Source organism: Streptomyces cinerochromogenes, from assembly GCF_014648635.1.
Lineage (GTDB): Bacteria > Actinomycetota > Actinomycetes > Streptomycetales > Streptomycetaceae > Streptomyces > Streptomyces cinerochromogenes.
The window spans coordinates 224,528-240,932 of the sequence record NZ_BMRM01000004.1 but is presented as its reverse complement, the minus strand read 5'-3'; the positions used below and the strand labels follow the sequence as shown (position 1 = coordinate 240,932).

The 16,405-nt window shown below is 69.6% G+C and carries 9 protein-coding genes; 6 read left to right on the top strand and 3 right to left on the bottom strand.

Annotated features, from left to right (window positions below; genetic code table 11):
* Nucleotides 1–36: 36 nt before the first annotated feature.
* Nucleotides 37–1,590: a glycosyltransferase family 87 protein gene (locus IEZ20_RS10125; protein ID WP_373303919.1), complete on the bottom strand. Its 1,554-nt coding sequence runs from the start codon at nucleotides 1,588–1,590 to the stop codon at nucleotides 37–39.
* A gap of 129 nt (nucleotides 1,591–1,719) precedes the next feature.
* Nucleotides 1,720–4,401, bottom strand: a complete 2,682-nt coding sequence (locus IEZ20_RS10120; RefSeq protein WP_189296647.1) for a transglycosylase domain-containing protein — start codon at nucleotides 4,399–4,401, stop codon at nucleotides 1,720–1,722.
* Between the two features lie 396 nt (nucleotides 4,402–4,797).
* Between IEZ20_RS10120 and IEZ20_RS10115 the strand changes: the two genes are divergently transcribed.
* The 3 genes from IEZ20_RS10115 to IEZ20_RS10105 all read left to right on the top strand — a co-directional run bounded on the left by IEZ20_RS10115 (nucleotide 4,798) and on the right by IEZ20_RS10105 (nucleotide 7,972).
* On the top strand, nucleotides 4,798–5,481 hold the full coding sequence (locus IEZ20_RS10115; RefSeq protein WP_189296645.1) for a PadR family transcriptional regulator: 684 nt from the start codon (nucleotides 4,798–4,800) through the stop codon (nucleotides 5,479–5,481).
* 43 nt (nucleotides 5,482–5,524) lie between these two features.
* Complete coding sequence (locus tag IEZ20_RS10110) at nucleotides 5,525–6,607, top strand: inositol-3-phosphate synthase (protein ID WP_181792762.1); 1,083 nt, start codon at nucleotides 5,525–5,527, stop codon at nucleotides 6,605–6,607.
* A 102-nt stretch (nucleotides 6,608–6,709) separates the two neighbouring features.
* The gene (locus IEZ20_RS10105; protein WP_189296643.1) at nucleotides 6,710–7,972 is read left to right on the top strand and encodes an MFS transporter; all 1,263 of its coding nucleotides are present in this window, start codon (nucleotides 6,710–6,712) and stop codon (nucleotides 7,970–7,972) included.
* A 96-nt stretch (nucleotides 7,973–8,068) separates the two neighbouring features.
* On the opposite strand, the gene IEZ20_RS10100 is transcribed toward IEZ20_RS10105, so the two are convergent.
* Nucleotides 8,069–9,511, bottom strand: coding sequence for a CCA tRNA nucleotidyltransferase (locus tag IEZ20_RS10100; protein WP_189296641.1), 1,443 nt, complete (start codon nucleotides 9,509–9,511; stop codon nucleotides 8,069–8,071).
* A 257-nt stretch (nucleotides 9,512–9,768) separates the two neighbouring features.
* Between IEZ20_RS10100 and IEZ20_RS10095 the strand changes: the two genes are divergently transcribed.
* The 3 genes from IEZ20_RS10095 (at nucleotide 9,769) to IEZ20_RS10085 (ending at nucleotide 16,381) form a co-directional block, all read left to right on the top strand.
* Nucleotides 9,769–12,141 (top strand): DUF6049 family protein, encoded by a 2,373-nt coding sequence (locus IEZ20_RS10095; RefSeq protein WP_189296639.1) that lies wholly within the window; start codon nucleotides 9,769–9,771, stop codon nucleotides 12,139–12,141.
* Nucleotides 12,142–12,186: 45 nt separating this feature from the next.
* A complete protein-coding gene (gene murJ / locus IEZ20_RS10090) occupies nucleotides 12,187–14,565 on the top strand; it encodes a murein biosynthesis integral membrane protein MurJ (RefSeq protein ID WP_189296637.1) in 2,379 nt (792 codons plus the stop codon).
* A 118-nt stretch (nucleotides 14,566–14,683) separates the two neighbouring features.
* On the top strand, nucleotides 14,684–16,381 hold the full coding sequence (locus IEZ20_RS10085) for a protein kinase family protein (RefSeq protein WP_189296635.1): 1,698 nt from the start codon (nucleotides 14,684–14,686) through the stop codon (nucleotides 16,379–16,381).
* The last annotated feature ends 24 nt before the right edge of the window (nucleotides 16,382–16,405 follow it).

Sequence of the window (16,405 nt, the reverse complement as noted above, 5' to 3'; positions counted from 1 at the left end):
CGGCCTTCTGCATGACCTCACCGATGAGGTGTTCGCTCAGGGTGAACTGTCCTGGTGCGACAGGGTCTCGGGCCGCCCCCAGTCGACCTGGGACGCCTCGAAGTGGGCGGCGTGCTGCGGCGGATGGGTCGCCGCGCCGAGCACGAACGCGTCCTCCGCTCCGTCGAGCACTCCGCCCGAGGGATCGTCGTCACCGGACCGGCGCACCACGTCCCGCTCCGGCATGAGGATGTCCCGTACGACGACGGCGCACAGGTACAGCGTGCCCGCCAGGTGCACCACGATCACCCAGTGGTAGCCCTGCGTCGGCAGGCCCTTGTGGGCGTCTCCGCTGGTCGTGTAGGCGAGGTACAGCCAGATACCGAGGAAGTACGCCACCTCGCAGGCCTGCCAGATCAGGAAGTCCCGCCACTTGGGCCGGGCGAGGACCGCGAGCGGCACCAGCCACAGGACGTACTGCGGGGAGTACACCTTGTTGGTGAGCACGAAGGCGGCCACCATCAGGAAGGCCAGCTGGGCGAAGCGCGGGCGGCGCGGAGCGGCGAAAGCCAGCGCCGCGATGCCGAGGAAGCACAGCACGACCAGCACCATGGCCGCGTTGTTGACGAAGTCGGTGGTGGGCGGGGTGCTGGTGTTCTGCGCCCAGATCAGCCAGAAGGAGCCGAAGTCGACTCCGCGCTCCTTGCTGAAGGTGTAGAACTTGGCCCACCCCTCGCGGATGTGGAAGCCCGTCGCGTCGTGCGTGAGCATCACGGGCAGGTTCACCAGGAGCCAGGCGACCACCGCGCCGGCCAGGGCCTGGAAGAACTCGCGCCACTTGCCGGCCCGCCAGCACAGGACCAGCAGGGGCCCGAGCAGTACGACGGGATACAGCTTGGCGGCCGTGGCGAGCCCCAGGAGGACGCCGAAGGCGACGGCCCGGCCCCGCGCCCACATCAGCATCGCGGCGGCCGTCAGCGCCACCGCCAGCAGGTCCCAGTTGATGGTCGCGGTGAGCGCGAAGGCGGGGGCGAGGGCGACCAGCAGGCCGTCCCAGGGGCGTCGGCGGTGGGTGCGGGCCACGCATACGGCGATGACGGCGGCGCACGCCATCAGCATCCCGGCGTTGACGAACCAGTACCACTGCTCCTGGTGCTGGATGCTGCCGCTGTGCGGTGTCAGCCAGGACGCCACCTCCATGAACACGCCGGTCAACACCGGGTATTCGAGGTAGTCCATGTCGCCCGGGAGCTTGTCGAAGTACGGCACGAGATGGTCGGCGAACCCGCGTCCCTGGTAAAGGTGCGGAATGTCCGAATAGCAGGCGTGTGTGTACTGGCTGCTCGCGCCGAAGAACCAGGCGCTGTTGTAGCAGGGTGCCTTCTGGACCAGGCCGAGGGCGAACATGCCGATCGCCACGAGCGCCACGACCCGTACCGGGGTCCACCAGGAGTTCCCGAGCAGGGCGTGCCGCCCCAGGGGGCCGCCGATCAGCTCACTGCCGGCGGCGGCGACCTCGTCCTCCCTGGTCGGCTGCACCGTCTCTGCCACGGCGGGCCCCACGGGCTCGGGCTCGTGCCTGCTCGCGGGCGTCATCTCTGCACTGGGCATGGGGCACATCCTGCCGTACCTGTCTGGGAAAACACCGAGGGCCGCCGCACCGATCAGGTGCGGCGGCCCATGTTTCACGTGAAACACCCCTGGTGGGCGATATGGTCGCCCATCGGCCGGATCACCGGGTTAACCCGTCTGACCACCGAAGATGCCTCCGTTGCCGTTTCCACGGGTGTTGCCGGTTCCAGTGGTGTCCGTGGCGGTGGGCGTCGGTGTCGTCCCTCCGCCTCCATCGGTGCCGCCGGTGTCCACGCCTCCGTTGCCGTTGCCGTTGCCGTTCCCGTTGCAGTTCGGGTCCCAGGCGCCGAACTGGCAGGACTCGCTCGGCGACGGGGACGGCGTGGTGGTCGTCTGGCTGGGCGTCGGGCTCGGCGTGTCGCTGGGCGTCGGGCTCGGCGTGATGGTGGCGCTCGGGGTCGGGGTGGGGGCCCCCGCCTCGTTCTGGACCGTGCCGATCTCGGTGGCGTCCGGGAAGCCGAGGTCGTTCTTGCCCTTGAGCGCGTCCTTCATGTACTCGGTCCACACCTGCGTCGGGATGTCACCACCGTGGATGGAGTCCACACCCGCCGTACCGTTCATGGACAGCAGCTCGTGGTCCTTGGGGTTCTCACGGAACATCGCGACCGAGGTCGACAGCTGCTGGGTGTAGCCGACGAACCATGCCGACTTGTTGCTGTCGGTCGTACCGGTCTTGCCGGCGGCGGTACGGCCCAGGGCCTTGGCGTTCTGACCCGTACCGTTCTGGATCACGTTCTCCAGCGTGTCCGTCACGTTGTTGGCCACGTTCTCCGGCATCGCCTGCGTCACCTTGGGCTTGGTGAAGCCCGGCAGTTCCTCGCCGTCCTTCTTGACGCTCAGCACGGAGTACGGATCCGCGTGCTTGCCGGAGGCTGCGAAGGTCGCGTAGGCGTCGGCCATGCGGATCGCGCTCGGCGTCGAGGTGCCGATGGCGAAGGACGGGTTGAGCGAGGCGAAACTGGCGTCGAGGATGCCGGACGCCTTCGCGACGTCCCGGACCTTCGACATCCCCACGTCCATGCCGAGCTGCACGAACGGCGTGTTGACGGACTGCTCCATGGCCTTGCGCAGGGTGATGTAGCCCCAGGGCTTGGGGCCCTCGTTGCGCTGGTAGAAGACGGAGCCGTCCTTCTTCAGGACGGGGGTGCCGTCCTGGTTGAGGACCTTGAGCTTGTCGTTGCCGTTGTACTTGCTCAGCGGGGAGATGCCCTCGCCGTCGGACCGGTAGGTGCCGTACTGCATGGCCGCGGCCAGCACGAAGGGCTTCCACGTCGAGCCGACGGGCACACCGGAGGTGTCGGCGTTGTTGGTGAAGTGACCGTTCTCGTATCCGTCACCGCCGTAGAGCGCGACGATCTTCCCGTCCGCGGGCTGCACCGACGCCGCACCGAACTGGACGTACTTGTCCTTCTCGCGGTGCTTCGGGTCGAGATTTTCCTTCTGGACCTTCTTCACGGCGGCGCTCAGGGCGTTGACGCTCTTCTTGTCGAAGGTCGTGTAGATCTGGTAGCCGCCCTGGTCGAACTGCGCCTCGGTGATGTCGGAGTGGTTCAGGACGTACTTCTTGGCCGTGTCGACCAGGTAGCTGATCTGGCCGGTCATGCCCTTCGTCGCCTTGCGGCCCTGGGGCTTGGGGTACGCCTTGATCGCGTCCTGGTACTGGGTGTCGCTGAGGTGCTTGTCCTTGTGCATCTCGTTGAGGATCCAGGACCAGCGCTCCCTGGACCGCTTCTCGTTCGCCTTGGCGGTCGCCGACTTGTCGAGATCGGCGTTGCCGGCCGGGTCGTAGTACGTCGGGCCCTTCAGCAGCGCCGCGAGGAAGGCGCACTGGCTCGGCTTGAGGTCGACCGCGTCCACGCCGTAGTAGGTCTGGGCGGCCGCCTGGATGCCGTAGGCACCACGGCCGTAGTACGAGGTGTTCAGATAGCCCTGCAGAATCTGCTTCTTGTCGAGCTTCGTCCCCACCTTTATGGAGATGAACATCTCCTTGAACTTACGGGTGACCGTCTGCTCCTGGCTCAGGTACGTGTTCTTGACGAACTGCTGGGTGATCGTCGAACCACCCTGCGTCTGGCCGCCCCGCGCCATGTTGGCCAGGGCCCGGGCGATACCCATGGGGTCGACACCCGAGTCCTGGTAGAAGCTCTTGTTCTCCGCCGAGATCACGGCCCACTGCATGGCCTCGGGGATCTTGTCGATGGTGACGTTCTGCCGGTTCACGCCTGTGCCGGTGGCCACCATCTGGCTGCCGTCAGCCCAGTAGTAGACGTTGTTCTGGGACTTGGCGGCATCGTTCTCGTTGGGGATCGAGACCATCGCGTAGCCGACGCCGACCATCACCACCAGGCTGCCGACGAAGCCGATGAACAGCCCGCTGACCAGCTTCCAGGACGGTACCCAGCGCCGCCAGCCGAACTTGTCGGCCCGGGGATAGTCGATGAACCGCTTCTTGCCGGGCGCCGTCGTCGCGCGGCCCTTGCCGCGGCCGGGACCGGTCGGCCCGCCCGGGCCGCCGCGCCGGCCGCCGGGAGAGGTGTTGTCGGCGGCTCTGCGTCGGCCGCCCTTCTGGGCGGCACGGCGGGCCTCGGCCCTGCCGCTGTAGGGACGCTCCTCACCTTCCGAGCCAGCGGACTCCGGCCCATAGGAACGGGACCCATAGGAGTCGGCAGGGGACCCGGTGGCGCCTCGCGGTGCCGCACGGCGGCCGGAGGACGAGCCGGACTGGCCGCGTCGGGCCGCGGCACGTCCGCCTTCCTGCGGCTGCGGCGGTTTGCGACGGTGCTCGCTCATCGAACGATTACTCCTCGGGCAGGCGCACCCGTGCGCGCCTGGAACGGCGGCTGGTTTCCGGTCCCCCCGAAGTACGGATGTGGTCGGTACTGCATTCACCCGTACTGCACCAGGGACAACGACGCTCCCCAGGCATCTCGCGGTTCCCGGTGGTGTGCATGCCGCACAGACTACGCACCACCAAAACCCCCCGAGCCCCGAAGTTCACCCCAAAACAGGCAAGTTGCCTCCTACGAATCGGTGATGTGATCCCGTTCACCACCGCCCCTCTTGTCGCCCGCGAGAGGCCGTTCTATCGTCGTGATGTATCGAGTCGATACATCAGTGTGAGATAAAGACGCTGAGAGGCACCGCGAGACCTGCGGGAAAGACCTGCGGGACCGAGAGGAGGCGACGATGAGCCGGCGCTCCGGCATCCTTGAGTTCGCCGTACTCGGCCTGCTCCGCGAGTCCCCTATGCACGGTTACGAGCTGCGTAAACGACTCAACACGTCACTGGGTGTGTTCCGCGCGTTCAGCTACGGGACGCTCTACCCCTGTCTCAAGGCCCTGGTCGCCAACGGCTGGCTGATCGAGGAACCCGGAAACACCCACGACGACGCACTCGCCGCTCCCCTCACCGGACGTCGCGCCAAGATCGTTTACCGGCTGACCGCGGAAGGCAAGGAGCACTTCGAGGAGCTGCTCTCGCAGACCGGCCCCGACGCGTACGAGGACGAACACTTCGCCGCGCGGTTCGCCTTCTTCGGGCAGACCTCGCGCGATGTGCGCATGCGCGTCCTGGAGGGCCGGCGCAGCCGACTGGAGGAGCGCCTGGAGAAGATGCGCGCCTCCCTCGCGCGCACCCGGGAGCGCCTCGACGACTACACGCTTGAGCTCCAGCGCCACGGGATGGAGTCCGTGGAGCGCGAAGTGCGCTGGCTGAACGAGCTCATCGAGAGCGAGCGGGCCGGGCGGGACCTGAGGGGTTCCGCGACCGGGGGGTCCGCTCAGCAGGACACCACCAATGGATCGACGGGCGGCCTGCCCCGTCCCGGGGACACCTCCCGGACGGATACGCCCGACGACACCGCCACGTGAGTCCCACTCAGGGCCTCACTCGTACACACAGGGAGCAACCGGAATGGGTTCGGTTCGCGTAGCCATCGTCGGCGTGGGCAACTGCGCCGCGTCGCTGGTGCAGGGAGTCGAGTACTACAAGGACGCCGACCCGGCGTCCAAGGTCCCCGGCCTGATGCACGTGCAGTTCGGTGACTACCACGTCCGCGACGTCGAGTTCGTCGCGGCGTTCGACGTCGACGCCAAGAAGGTCGGTCTCGACCTGGCGGACGCCATCGGCGCCTCCGAGAACAACACCATCAAGATCTGCGACGTGCCCAGCACCGGTGTCACCGTCCAGCGCGGCCACACCCTCGACGGCCTCGGCAAGTACTACCGCGCCACCATCGAGGAGTCCGCCGAGGAGCCGGTCGACGTCGTCCAGGTCCTCAAGGACAAGCAGGTCGACGTCCTGGTCTGCTACCTGCCCGTCGGCTCCGAGGACGCGGCGAAGTTCTACGCCCAGTGCGCCATCGACGCCAAGGTCGCCTTCGTCAACGCCCTCCCGGTCTTCATCGCCGGCACCAAGGAGTGGGCGGACAAGTTCACCGAGGCCGGTGTCCCGATCGTCGGTGACGACATCAAGTCCCAGGTCGGCGCCACCATCACGCACCGCGTCATGGCGAAGCTGTTCGAGGACCGCGGTGTCATCCTCGACCGCACCATGCAGCTGAACGTCGGCGGCAACATGGACTTCAAGAACATGCTCGAGCGCGAGCGCCTGGAGTCCAAGAAGATCTCCAAGACGCAGGCCGTCACCTCCCAGATCCCCGACCGGGACCTCGGCGAGAAGAACGTCCACATCGGCCCGTCCGACTACGTCGCCTGGCTGGACGACCGCAAGTGGGCGTACGTCCGCCTGGAGGGCCGCGCCTTCGGTGACGTTCCGCTGAACCTGGAGTACAAGCTGGAGGTCTGGGACTCCCCGAACTCCGCGGGTGTCATCATCGACGCCCTGCGCGCCGCGAAGATCGCCAAGGACCGCGGCATCGGCGGCCCGATCCTGTCGGCGTCCTCGTACTTCATGAAGTCCCCGCCGGTCCAGTACTTCGACGACGAGGCCCGCGAGAACGTCGAGAAGTTCATCCGCGGCGAGGTCGAGCGCTAAGGCGCCCAGCGCCCCGCTCGCACGAGAACGCTCCTGCCAGGGCTGTGAAGGTCCCCGGGTTCCGCGACCCGGGGACCTTCCGCATGTGTGAGGGTGTGATCCATGCCCGTCGTCCGTGACCTGCGCGTCCTGCTGTGCCTGCGGAACTTCCGGCGCCTGCTCCACGTCCGCCTCCTGTCCCAGGGCGCCGACGGCGTCTACCAGGTCGCACTCGCCGCGTACGTCGTGTTCTCCCCGGAGAAGCAGACCTCGGCCACCGCGATCGCCTCGGCGATGGCGGTCCTGCTGCTCCCCTACTCGCTGGTCGGCCCCTTCGCCGGTGTCCTGCTGGACCGATGGCGCCGCCGGCAGGTGTTCGTGTACGGCAACCTGCTACGCGCCCTGCTGGCCGCAGCCACCGCGGTACTGATGCTCGGCCACGCCCCCGACTGGCTCTTCTACGCCTCGGCGCTGTGCGTGACCGCCGTGAACCGCTTCGTCCTCGCCGGGCTGTCCGCCGCTCTGCCCCGGGTCGTCGACGCCCAGCGTCTGGTGCTGGCCAACTCGCTCTCCCCGACCGCCGGCACCCTCGCGGCGGCCACGGGCGGAGGCCTCGCCTTCGCCGTACGGATCCTGTCCTCGGGCTCGGACGCGGCCGTGGTCCTGTTCGGCTCCTTCCTCTATCTGTGCGCGAGCCTCGCTGCCCTGCGACTGGCGCCCGGCCTCCTCGGCCCCGACCGGCATCCGGCACGCCCCCGCCTGGCCGCGGCACTCGCCGAGACGGCACAGGAGCTGCTGGCGGCCGTCCGGCACCTGACAGCACCCCGGCGCAGGGAAGCGGCCTGGGCCCTGACCGCGATGACCGTGATGCGCTTCTGCTACGGCGCACTCCTCGTCCTGCTGCTCATGCTCTGCCGCTACGCCCTCGCCGACAGCCCCGAAGAGGGACTGCGACTGCTCGGGCTGGCACTGGCGCTGTCCGGCGCGGGATTCTTCGCAGCGGCGGTGGTGACGCCCTGGACGGCGGGACGGCTCGGTCCCGGCCGCTGGATCGTGGTGTGCTCCGGGGCGGCCGCGGTACTGGAACCCGCCCTGGGTCTCCCGTTCGCCACCGGGCCGCTCATGGTCGCGGCCTTCGTTCTGGGCCTGACCACCCAGGGCGCCAAGATCGCCACGGACACGATCGTGCAGGCCTGCGTCGAGGACGGTTTCCGCGGTCGCGTCTTCTCCGTGTACGACGTGCTCTTCAACATCGCCTTCGTCGGCGCGGCGGGGGCAGCGGCTCTGATGCTGCCGCCGGACGGCCGCTCAGCGACGCTGGTGATTCTGGTCGCCGCGCTCTACGGAGTGGTCGCCGCCACGCTGGCCCGCTTCGAGCGACGGTAGGACAGCATCGAGGGGCGATGTTTCACGTGAAACATCGCCCCTCGATGCTGACGGTCCCGGACGGATGTTTCACGTGAAACATCGTCCGGGCCTCCCTCAGTCCTGCGCGGCCCACCACTCCTTGAGCGCCGCCACCGCAGCATCGTGCTCCATCGGGCCGTTCTCCAGGCGCAGCTCCAGCATGTGCTTGTACGCCTTGCCGACGGCCGGGCCGGGACCGATCCCCAGGATCTCCATGATCTGGTTGCCGTCCAGGTCGGGCCGGATCGCGTCCAGCTCCTCCTGCTCCTGCAACTGGGCGATGCGCTCCTCCAGGCCGTCATAGGCCCGGGACAGCGCCACCGCCTTCCGCTTGTTGCGCGTGGTGCAGTCGGAGCGGGTCAGCTTGTGCAGGCGGTCCAGCAGCGGGCCCGCGTCACGGACGTACCGGCGGACCGCCGAGTCCGTCCACTCCCCGGTGCCGTAGCCATGGAAGCGCAGATGAAGCTCGACCAGGCGTGAGACGTCCTTCACCAGTTCGTTGGAGTACTTCAGGGCGGTCATGCGCTTCTTGGTCATCTTGGCGCCGACCACCTCGTGGTGGTGGAAGGAGACCCGGCCGTCCTGCTCGAAGCGGCGGGTGCGCGGCTTGCCGATGTCGTGCAGCAGCGCGGCCAGGCGGAGCGTGAGGTCCGGGCCGTCCTGCTCCAGCGCGATCGCCTGCTCGAGGACGATCAGCGTGTGCTCGTAGACGTCCTTGTGCCGGTGGTGCTCGTCCCGCTCCAGGCGCAGCGCCGGCAGCTCGGGCAGCACATGCCCGGCGATCCCGGTGTCGACGAGCAGCGTCAGCCCCTTGCGGGGGTGCGTGGAGAGGATGAGCTTGTTCAGCTCGTCCCGAACCCGTTCCGCCGACACGATCTCGATGCGCCCGGCCATGTCCGTCATCGCGGTGACGACCTCGGGGGCGACCGCGAAGTCCAGCTGGGCCGCGAACCGAGCGGCCCGCATCATGCGCAGGGGATCGTCCGAGAACGAATCTTCAGGGGTGCCCGGCGTCCGCAGCACGCGCGCCGCGAGATCCTCCAGGCCGCCGTGGGGGTCGATGAACTCCTTCTCCGGCAGCGCCACGGCCATGGCGTTGACCGTGAAGTCGCGGCGGACCAGGTCCTCCTCGATGGAGTCGCCGTACGACACCTCCGGCTTGCGCGAGGAGCGGTCGTAGGCCTCCGAGCGGTAGGTGGTGATCTCGATCTGGTAGCCGCCCTTGTGCGCGCCGACCGTGCCGAAGGCGATTCCCACCTCCCAGACGGCGTCCGCCCACGGCCGGACGATCTTCAGTACGTCCTCGGGGCGGGCGTCGGTGGTGAAGTCCAGGTCGTTGCCGAGCCGGCCGAGCAGCGCATCGCGGACCGATCCGCCGACGAGGGCGAGCGAGAACCCGGCCTCCTGGAATCGGCGGGCGAGGTCGTCGGCGACAGGGGCCACCCGCAGCAGCTCGGCGACCGCGCGCTGCTGCGCCTGGCTCAGGGCAGAGGGAGTGTCTTCGTTGGGGTTCGGCACAACAGAAGAGGGTACGTGCCCCGCGCGACCAGGGGCGCCCCCATTAAGGGGGCCGGACACCTCCCGGCATACCCTCCGTAAGCACTGCGCTTGCGGCGTACGGCCGCTCTCCCCTTGATACTGGATATAGAGGACGGGCCGCGGCTGTTTTTCGATCTTGCGGAGGACACCGCGGCACTTCCGTTCAGCGCGCATCGTTACCATGCGTGGACGCACATTCCGACGACCACTGACGACGACGAGGGACGGGCGAGCGCGTGGCCGAGGCGGCTGACTTCCAGGGGACCAGTGCCTCACCTGCCCGCCGGTGGCTGCGGCGCGCCGGAGCACTGCTCACCGGGGCGCCACTGCTGGCCGGCCTGCTCCAGCTGCCCGCCGCCGGGCCCGCGCAGGCCGCCTCCTCCGACACGGTGTCGGTCTCCCTGGACTCCCTCAGCCCCAGCGCCCCCACGGACGGCGACACGCTGACCGTGTCGGGCACAGTGACCAACAACGGCAAGCAGGCCGTCACCGACGCCCATGTGGGCCTCCGGGTGGGCTCCCAGCTGACCACCCGGTCGGAGATCGACTCCGTCGCCCGGCACTCGGACGAACTGCAGGGCAGCACGGGATCCGAGGTCGACGACAAGTACGAGGACAAGTTCGACACGCTGGCCCCGGGCGTCGCCCAGCACTTCAGCGTCTCCGTCCCCGTGGACAAGCTCGACCTCGGTGAGGACGGGGTCTACGAGCTGGGGGTCACCCTTTCCGGCGAGACCTCCTCGCAGAGCTGGGACCAGGTGCTCGGGGTTCAGCGGACGTTCCTGCCGTGGCAGTCCTCGGAGGCCGACACCAAGACGAAGACCACGTTCCTGTGGCCGCTGATCTCCACGGTCCGCATGACGGCCAAGACGGGCGCGGGTGAACTGCAGACGCCGGAGTTCCTCGACGACGATCTCGCCAAGGAGCTGGCCCCCGGTGGCCGGCTGGCCCAGATGGTGGACCTGGGCAAGGACCTCGACGTCACCTGGGTGATCGACCCGGACCTGCTGGCCTCGGTCGATGCGATGGCCGCGGGCAACTACCGGATCCAGGGCGCCGACGGCACCAGCACAGCCGGCTCACGGGAGCACCAGACGGTCGCCAAGCAGTGGCTGGCCGGTCTGCAGAAGGCGGTGGCCGGCAAGGAGGTCGTCGCGCTGCCGTTCGCCGACCCGGATCTCGCCTCCCTGGCGCACAACGGCACCAGCGTCACCGGCTCGCTCAGCCACCTCAAGGACGCCACCGACGTCGCCGCGACCACCGTCAAGACGGTGCTGCACGTCACCCCGAGCACCGACTTCGCCTGGCCGGTGAACGGCGCGGTGGACCCGTCGATCATGAAGGTCGCGACCTCCGCCGGAGCCGACCGGGTGATCGCCCGCAGCGACAGCCTCCAGGAGACCGCCGGGCTGTCGTACACGCCGTCCGCTCCCCGCCCGGTCGGCGGGGGCACCACGGCGGTGGTCGCCGACGCCCGGCTGTCCACGGCCTTCGAGGACGACCTGTCGAAGGCCGGCTCGGCCACCCTCGCCGTCCAGCGGTTCCTGGCCCAGAGCCTGGAGCTGAACGCGCAGACGGACAAGCAGCGCAGCATCGTCGTCGCCCCGCAGCGCATGCCCACGGCGAGCCAGGCGCAGGCGATGGCCGCGGCACTGAAGGCGCTCCAGGGCGGCACCTGGTCCCAGTCCCAGGACCTCACCGCGGCGGCCAAGGACAGGCCCGACCCGGGCGCCACCACGCGCATCCCGTCGAGGTCCGCCTATCCGAAATCGCTGCGCCGGCAGGAACTGCCGAGGACGGCCTTCGAGCAGATCGCCCGGACCCAGGACAAGCTCGACAAGTTCCAGGTGATCCTCTCCGACCAGTCCCGCGTGGTCACCCCGTTCGGGCGGGCCGTGAACCGCGAGATGTCCACGTCCTGGCGCGGCCGGAGCGACGCGGCGGACGGCTACCGCGGCGGCGTCGAGGCATGGCTCGACGAGCTGGCCGACCAGGTCAAGCTGATCGACAAGTCCGAGACCAAGCTCTCGGGCCGGAGCGCCACCATCCCGGTGACCGTCCAGAACAACCTGGTCCAGCCCGTCGGCCACCTGGTACTGCGCCTGACCTCGACCATGCCAACCCGTCTGAAGATCGGCGGCAAGGCCTACTCGGAGCAGCGCGTCGAGGTCTCCGGCGGGCACAGCCAGTCGGTGAAGTTCACCACCTCCGCCAACGCCAACGGCCGGGTCACGGTGATCGCCCAGCTGTACACCGAGGACGGCCTGGAGTACGGCGACCCCGTCAGCTTCGACGTGAAGGTCACCGAGGTCACGCCCACCGTGATGCTGGTCATCGGCGGCGGCGTGCTGCTCCTTGTGCTCGCCGGCTTCAGGATGTACACCCAGCGCAAGCGTGCCGCCGCCCGGCAGGCCGAGGACGACGGCCCCGACGCGGCGGGGGAGAACCCGGACGACCCGGGGAACCCCGCAGGGCCCGGGGACCGTCTCACGAAGGAAACCGACTCCGCCCCCGGGGCAGACGGCCCGGAGCAGCCGAGTGACCCTGCGCCGGACACCGCACCGGAAAGCGCCGACCCGTCCGGGACGGGTGAGAGAGTGGACCGTTGAGCGATGTCGTGGCCGGTGGGCCCGGGACGATGAGGTGGGGTAAGCATGAACGCGCCGTACGACGGTGACCGCGGCCAGGGCGCGGCCGGCTCGGGCTACCCCGAGCCACCGCCCGAGTCCGGCCAGGTGCCGCCGCAGCACGCGGCGGACATGTATCTCCAGGACGCCTACGAGCAGGACCCCTACCGGGCGCACGACCTGGCCGCCCAGGACCCGGTCGCCGAGGCGCTGTACGACCGCGCCGCGCACCCCCCGCCACCGCCGGGCCCGTACGACCAGCAGCAGCCGCTGTACGCCCCGCCCGCCCAGTCGCCCTACGCCCCCGACCCGAACGTGTGGGCGCAGACCCCGGCGCCGGAGCCGGGGGCCGCGACCCAGTACCTGCCGTACGGCGAGGACCCGCGCACGACCCAGTTCGTCGGCGTGGACGACCTCGTCACGCACTCCGGCGAGGAGTACCACGAGCCGGACGCCTTCGCGCACCTCTTCAAGGACCAGCAGCAGGGCGGCGGGCACGCACCCGTGGACTCCCCGGGCGTCCCGGGCCCGGCCGCGGCGTCGGCCGACGGGACCGGCCCCGCCGGCCAGTACCAGGCGCCGCACGGCCGGAGCCCGCAGCAGGGCCACCCGTACACCGGCGCCGGCTACCCGGCCGGTCCCACCGCCGCCGCGTACCCGTCGCAGTCCCCGGTGCCCGCCCCGGCCGCCGCTCCGGATCCCGGCGGTCCCTCCGTGGCCGTCGAGCCGGAGGCCGTCGCGGCCGAGGCCGCTTCCGCAGCGCCCGCCAAGAAGGGCGGGCGGGCCGCCGGGCTGCTGAAGTCCAGCGCGGTCATGGCGGCGGGCACGATGGTCTCCCGTCTCACCGGTTTCATCCGCTCCGCGCTGATCGCCGCCGCGCTGGGCCTCGGCTTCCTCGCCGACTCCTTCCAGGTGGCCTACCAGCTGCCGACGATGATCTACATCCTCACCGTCGGCGGCGGCCTGAACTCCGTGTTCGTGCCGCAGCTGGTGCGCTCCATGAAGGAGGACGAGGACGGCGGTGAGGCCTTCGCCAACCGGCTGCTGACCCTGGTGATGGTGGCCCTGGCCGTGCTGACCGGACTCGCGATGTTCGCGGCGCCGCTGCTGGTGCGGGCGCTGTCGCCCACCATCGCCGACAACCCGGCCGCCAACGACGTCGCGGTGACCTTCACCCGCTACTTCCTGCCCTCGATCTTCTTCATGGGCGTCCATGTGGTGATGGGCCAGATCCTCAACGCGCGCGGCAAATTCGGCGCGATGATGTGGACGCCGGTCCTGAACAACATCGTCATCATCGTCTCGCTCGGTGCGTTCATCTGGGTGTACGGCAGCGCCGCCAACTCCCACCTGACCGTCGACAGCATCCCGCCGGAGGGCCAGCGGCTGCTCGGTGTCGGTGTGCTGCTCGGCCTGGTCGTCCAGGCACTGGCGATGATCCCCTACCTGCGCGAGACCGGCTTCCGGATCCGGCCACGGTTCGACTGGAGGGGCCACGGCCTGGGCAAGGCCGCGATGCTCGCCAAGTGGACGGTCCTGTTCGTCCTCGCCAACCAGGTGGGCGCCATGGTCGTCACCCAGCTGTCCACCGCCGCCGGCGACGACTCGGGGGTCAAGGGCACCGGCTTCGCCGCCTACGCCAACGCCCAGCTGATCTGGGGCCTGCCGCAGGCCATCATCACGGTGTCCCTGATGGCCGCCCTGCTGCCGCGCATCTCGCGCTCGGCCGCCGAGGGCGACGCGGGCGCCGTCCGCGACGACATCTCCCAGGGCCTGCGCACCACGGCGGTCGCGATCGTGCCGATCGCCTTCGGGTTCCTCTCGCTGGGCATCCCGATGTGCACGCTGATCTTCGGCTCCGCCGGCACCGGCGCGGCCACCAACATGGGCTACATGCTGATGGCCTTCGGCCTCGGCCTGATCCCCTACTCCGTGCAGTACGTCGTCCTCCGCGCCTTCTACGCGTACGAAGACACCCGCACCCCCTTCTACAACACGGTCATCGTGGCCGCGGTCAATGCCGGCGCCGCGTTGCTCTGTTACTTCCTGCTGCCGCCACGCTGGGCGGTCGCCGGTATGGCCGCCGCCTACGGCCTCGCCTACGCCATCGGTGTCGGCGTGGCCTGGCGCCGGCTGCGCAAGCGGCTGGGCGGGGACCTGGACGGCTCCAGGGTGCTCCGCACGTACGCGCGGCTGGGCATCGCCTCGGTGCCGGCGGCGCTGCTCAGCGGCGCCGCCTGCTACGGCGTCGGGCACACCCTCGGCCTGGGCGTCGTCGGCTCCTTCGCGGCGCTGATCGCCGGCGGTGCCGTGTTGTTCGGCGTCTTCTTCGTCGCCGCCCGGCGGATGCGGATCGAGGAGCTCAACTCGCTCGTCGGAATGGTGCGCGGGCGTCTGGGGCGGTGAGGCGGGGGTAGGCGCACAACCATCGTCCGCCGCCGTGTGTCGTGCATAGCGGCGGACTGTGGGCACAATTGGTTTCGGCGTCGGACAGCGTGCAACGGATGGGGAGGCAGGGACGACGGTGGCGGAACGGAGCACAGCTGCCGTCGACGTGGCAGACAACAGCGGTGAGCAACCGCTGACCGCCAAGGCGGACCAGTCCACGGCCGACGGGGTGGCCAAGAACCCGGAGCGGGACACGGACAGCGACGAGGCACAGGGCGGTGGAGCCGAGGGTCCCGGCCGGAAGGCCTCTCCTCCGGAGCTGCACAGCGGTCACAAGCTCGCCAGACGCTACCGGCTGGAGGAGTGCGTCACCCGTCTGGACGGATTCAGCAGTTGGCGTGCGGTCGACGAGAAACTCCGTCGTGCCGTCGGCGTCCACGTACTGCCCGCGGACCACGCCCGGGCCCGGTCCGTCCTCGCCGCCGCCCGGTCCTCCGCCCTGCTCGGCGATCCGCGCTTCGTCCAGGTCCTCGACGCCGTCGAGGAGAACGACCTGGTCTACGTCGTCCACGAGTGGCTGCCCGACGCCACCGAGCTGTCCACGCTCCTCGCCGGCGGCCCGCTGGAGCCGCACGACGCGTACCAGATGGTCAGCCAGGTCGCCTCGGCCATGGCGGCCGCGCACCGGGAGGGCCTCGCCCACCTGCGGCTGAACCCGAACGCCGTGCTGCGCGCCTCCACCGGTCAGTGGCGCATCCGCGGCCTCGCCGTGAACGCGGCCCTGCGGGGCGTCAGCTCCGACACCCCGCAGCGCACCGACACGGAGGCGATCGGTGCCCTGCTGTACGCGGCGCTGACCCAGCGCTGGCCGTACGAGAACGACGCCTACGGCCTGTCCGGCCTGCCCAAGGACATCGGGCTCATCGCCCCGGACCAGGTGCGGGCCGGTGTGCACCGCGGCCTGTCCGAACTCACCATGCGGGCCCTGGTCAACGACGGGGCCACGGCGTCCCGGCACGAGGCGCCGTGCACCACTCCGGAGGAGCTGGTGAAGGCGATCGGCGAGATGCCGCGCATCCGTCCGCCGGAGCCGGCGTTCACGGCTCCGCCGGAGTACCAGCGCACCACCTACCAGCAGGGCACCTACGGCCGCTCCGCGCCGCACGCCGGTGCCACCCAGCCGATCGCGGCCCCGCCGCCCCCGCTCCAGAGCCGCACCGGCAAAGCCCTGAAATGGGCGGTGTCGGCCCTGCTCATCGCCGCTCTCGGACTGGGCAGCTGGCAACTGGCGGACGCTCTGATGGGCCAGAGCGACAAGTCGGACGACACCCACAAGAGCCAGACGACGGACAGCGGCGACAAGAACCACAAGAAGCCGGTGTCCGGCAAGCCGATCGCCATCCAGAGCGCCCGCGACTTCGACCCGTTCGGCCAGGACGGTTCCGAAAAGCCGGGCGACATAGGCAAGACGTACGACAACAGCACGGCTACGTACTGGCAGACGGACTTCTACCGGAGTCCGGAGTTCGGCAACCTGAAGTCGGGCGTCGGCATCATCCTCGACCTCGGCAAGGTGCAGCGGGTCGGCAAGGTCACGGTCACTTTCGTGGGCCAGACCTCGGTCGAGCTGCGAGCCGCGTCCGCCGACGCGGGGGCGGAGCCGACGTCGTTCGACGCCTACAGCAAAGTTGCCGACGGTACGGGCACGACCGTGACGCTCCAGCCCGGCAAGGCCCTCAAGAGCCAGTACCTCCTCGTCTGGCTGACCAAGCTGCCGGCGGACAGCGCAGGCCAGTGGCGGGGCCGAGTGGCGGACATCAAGGTGACCAGCTGAGACGCCGAAAAGGGTGGGTTCCCT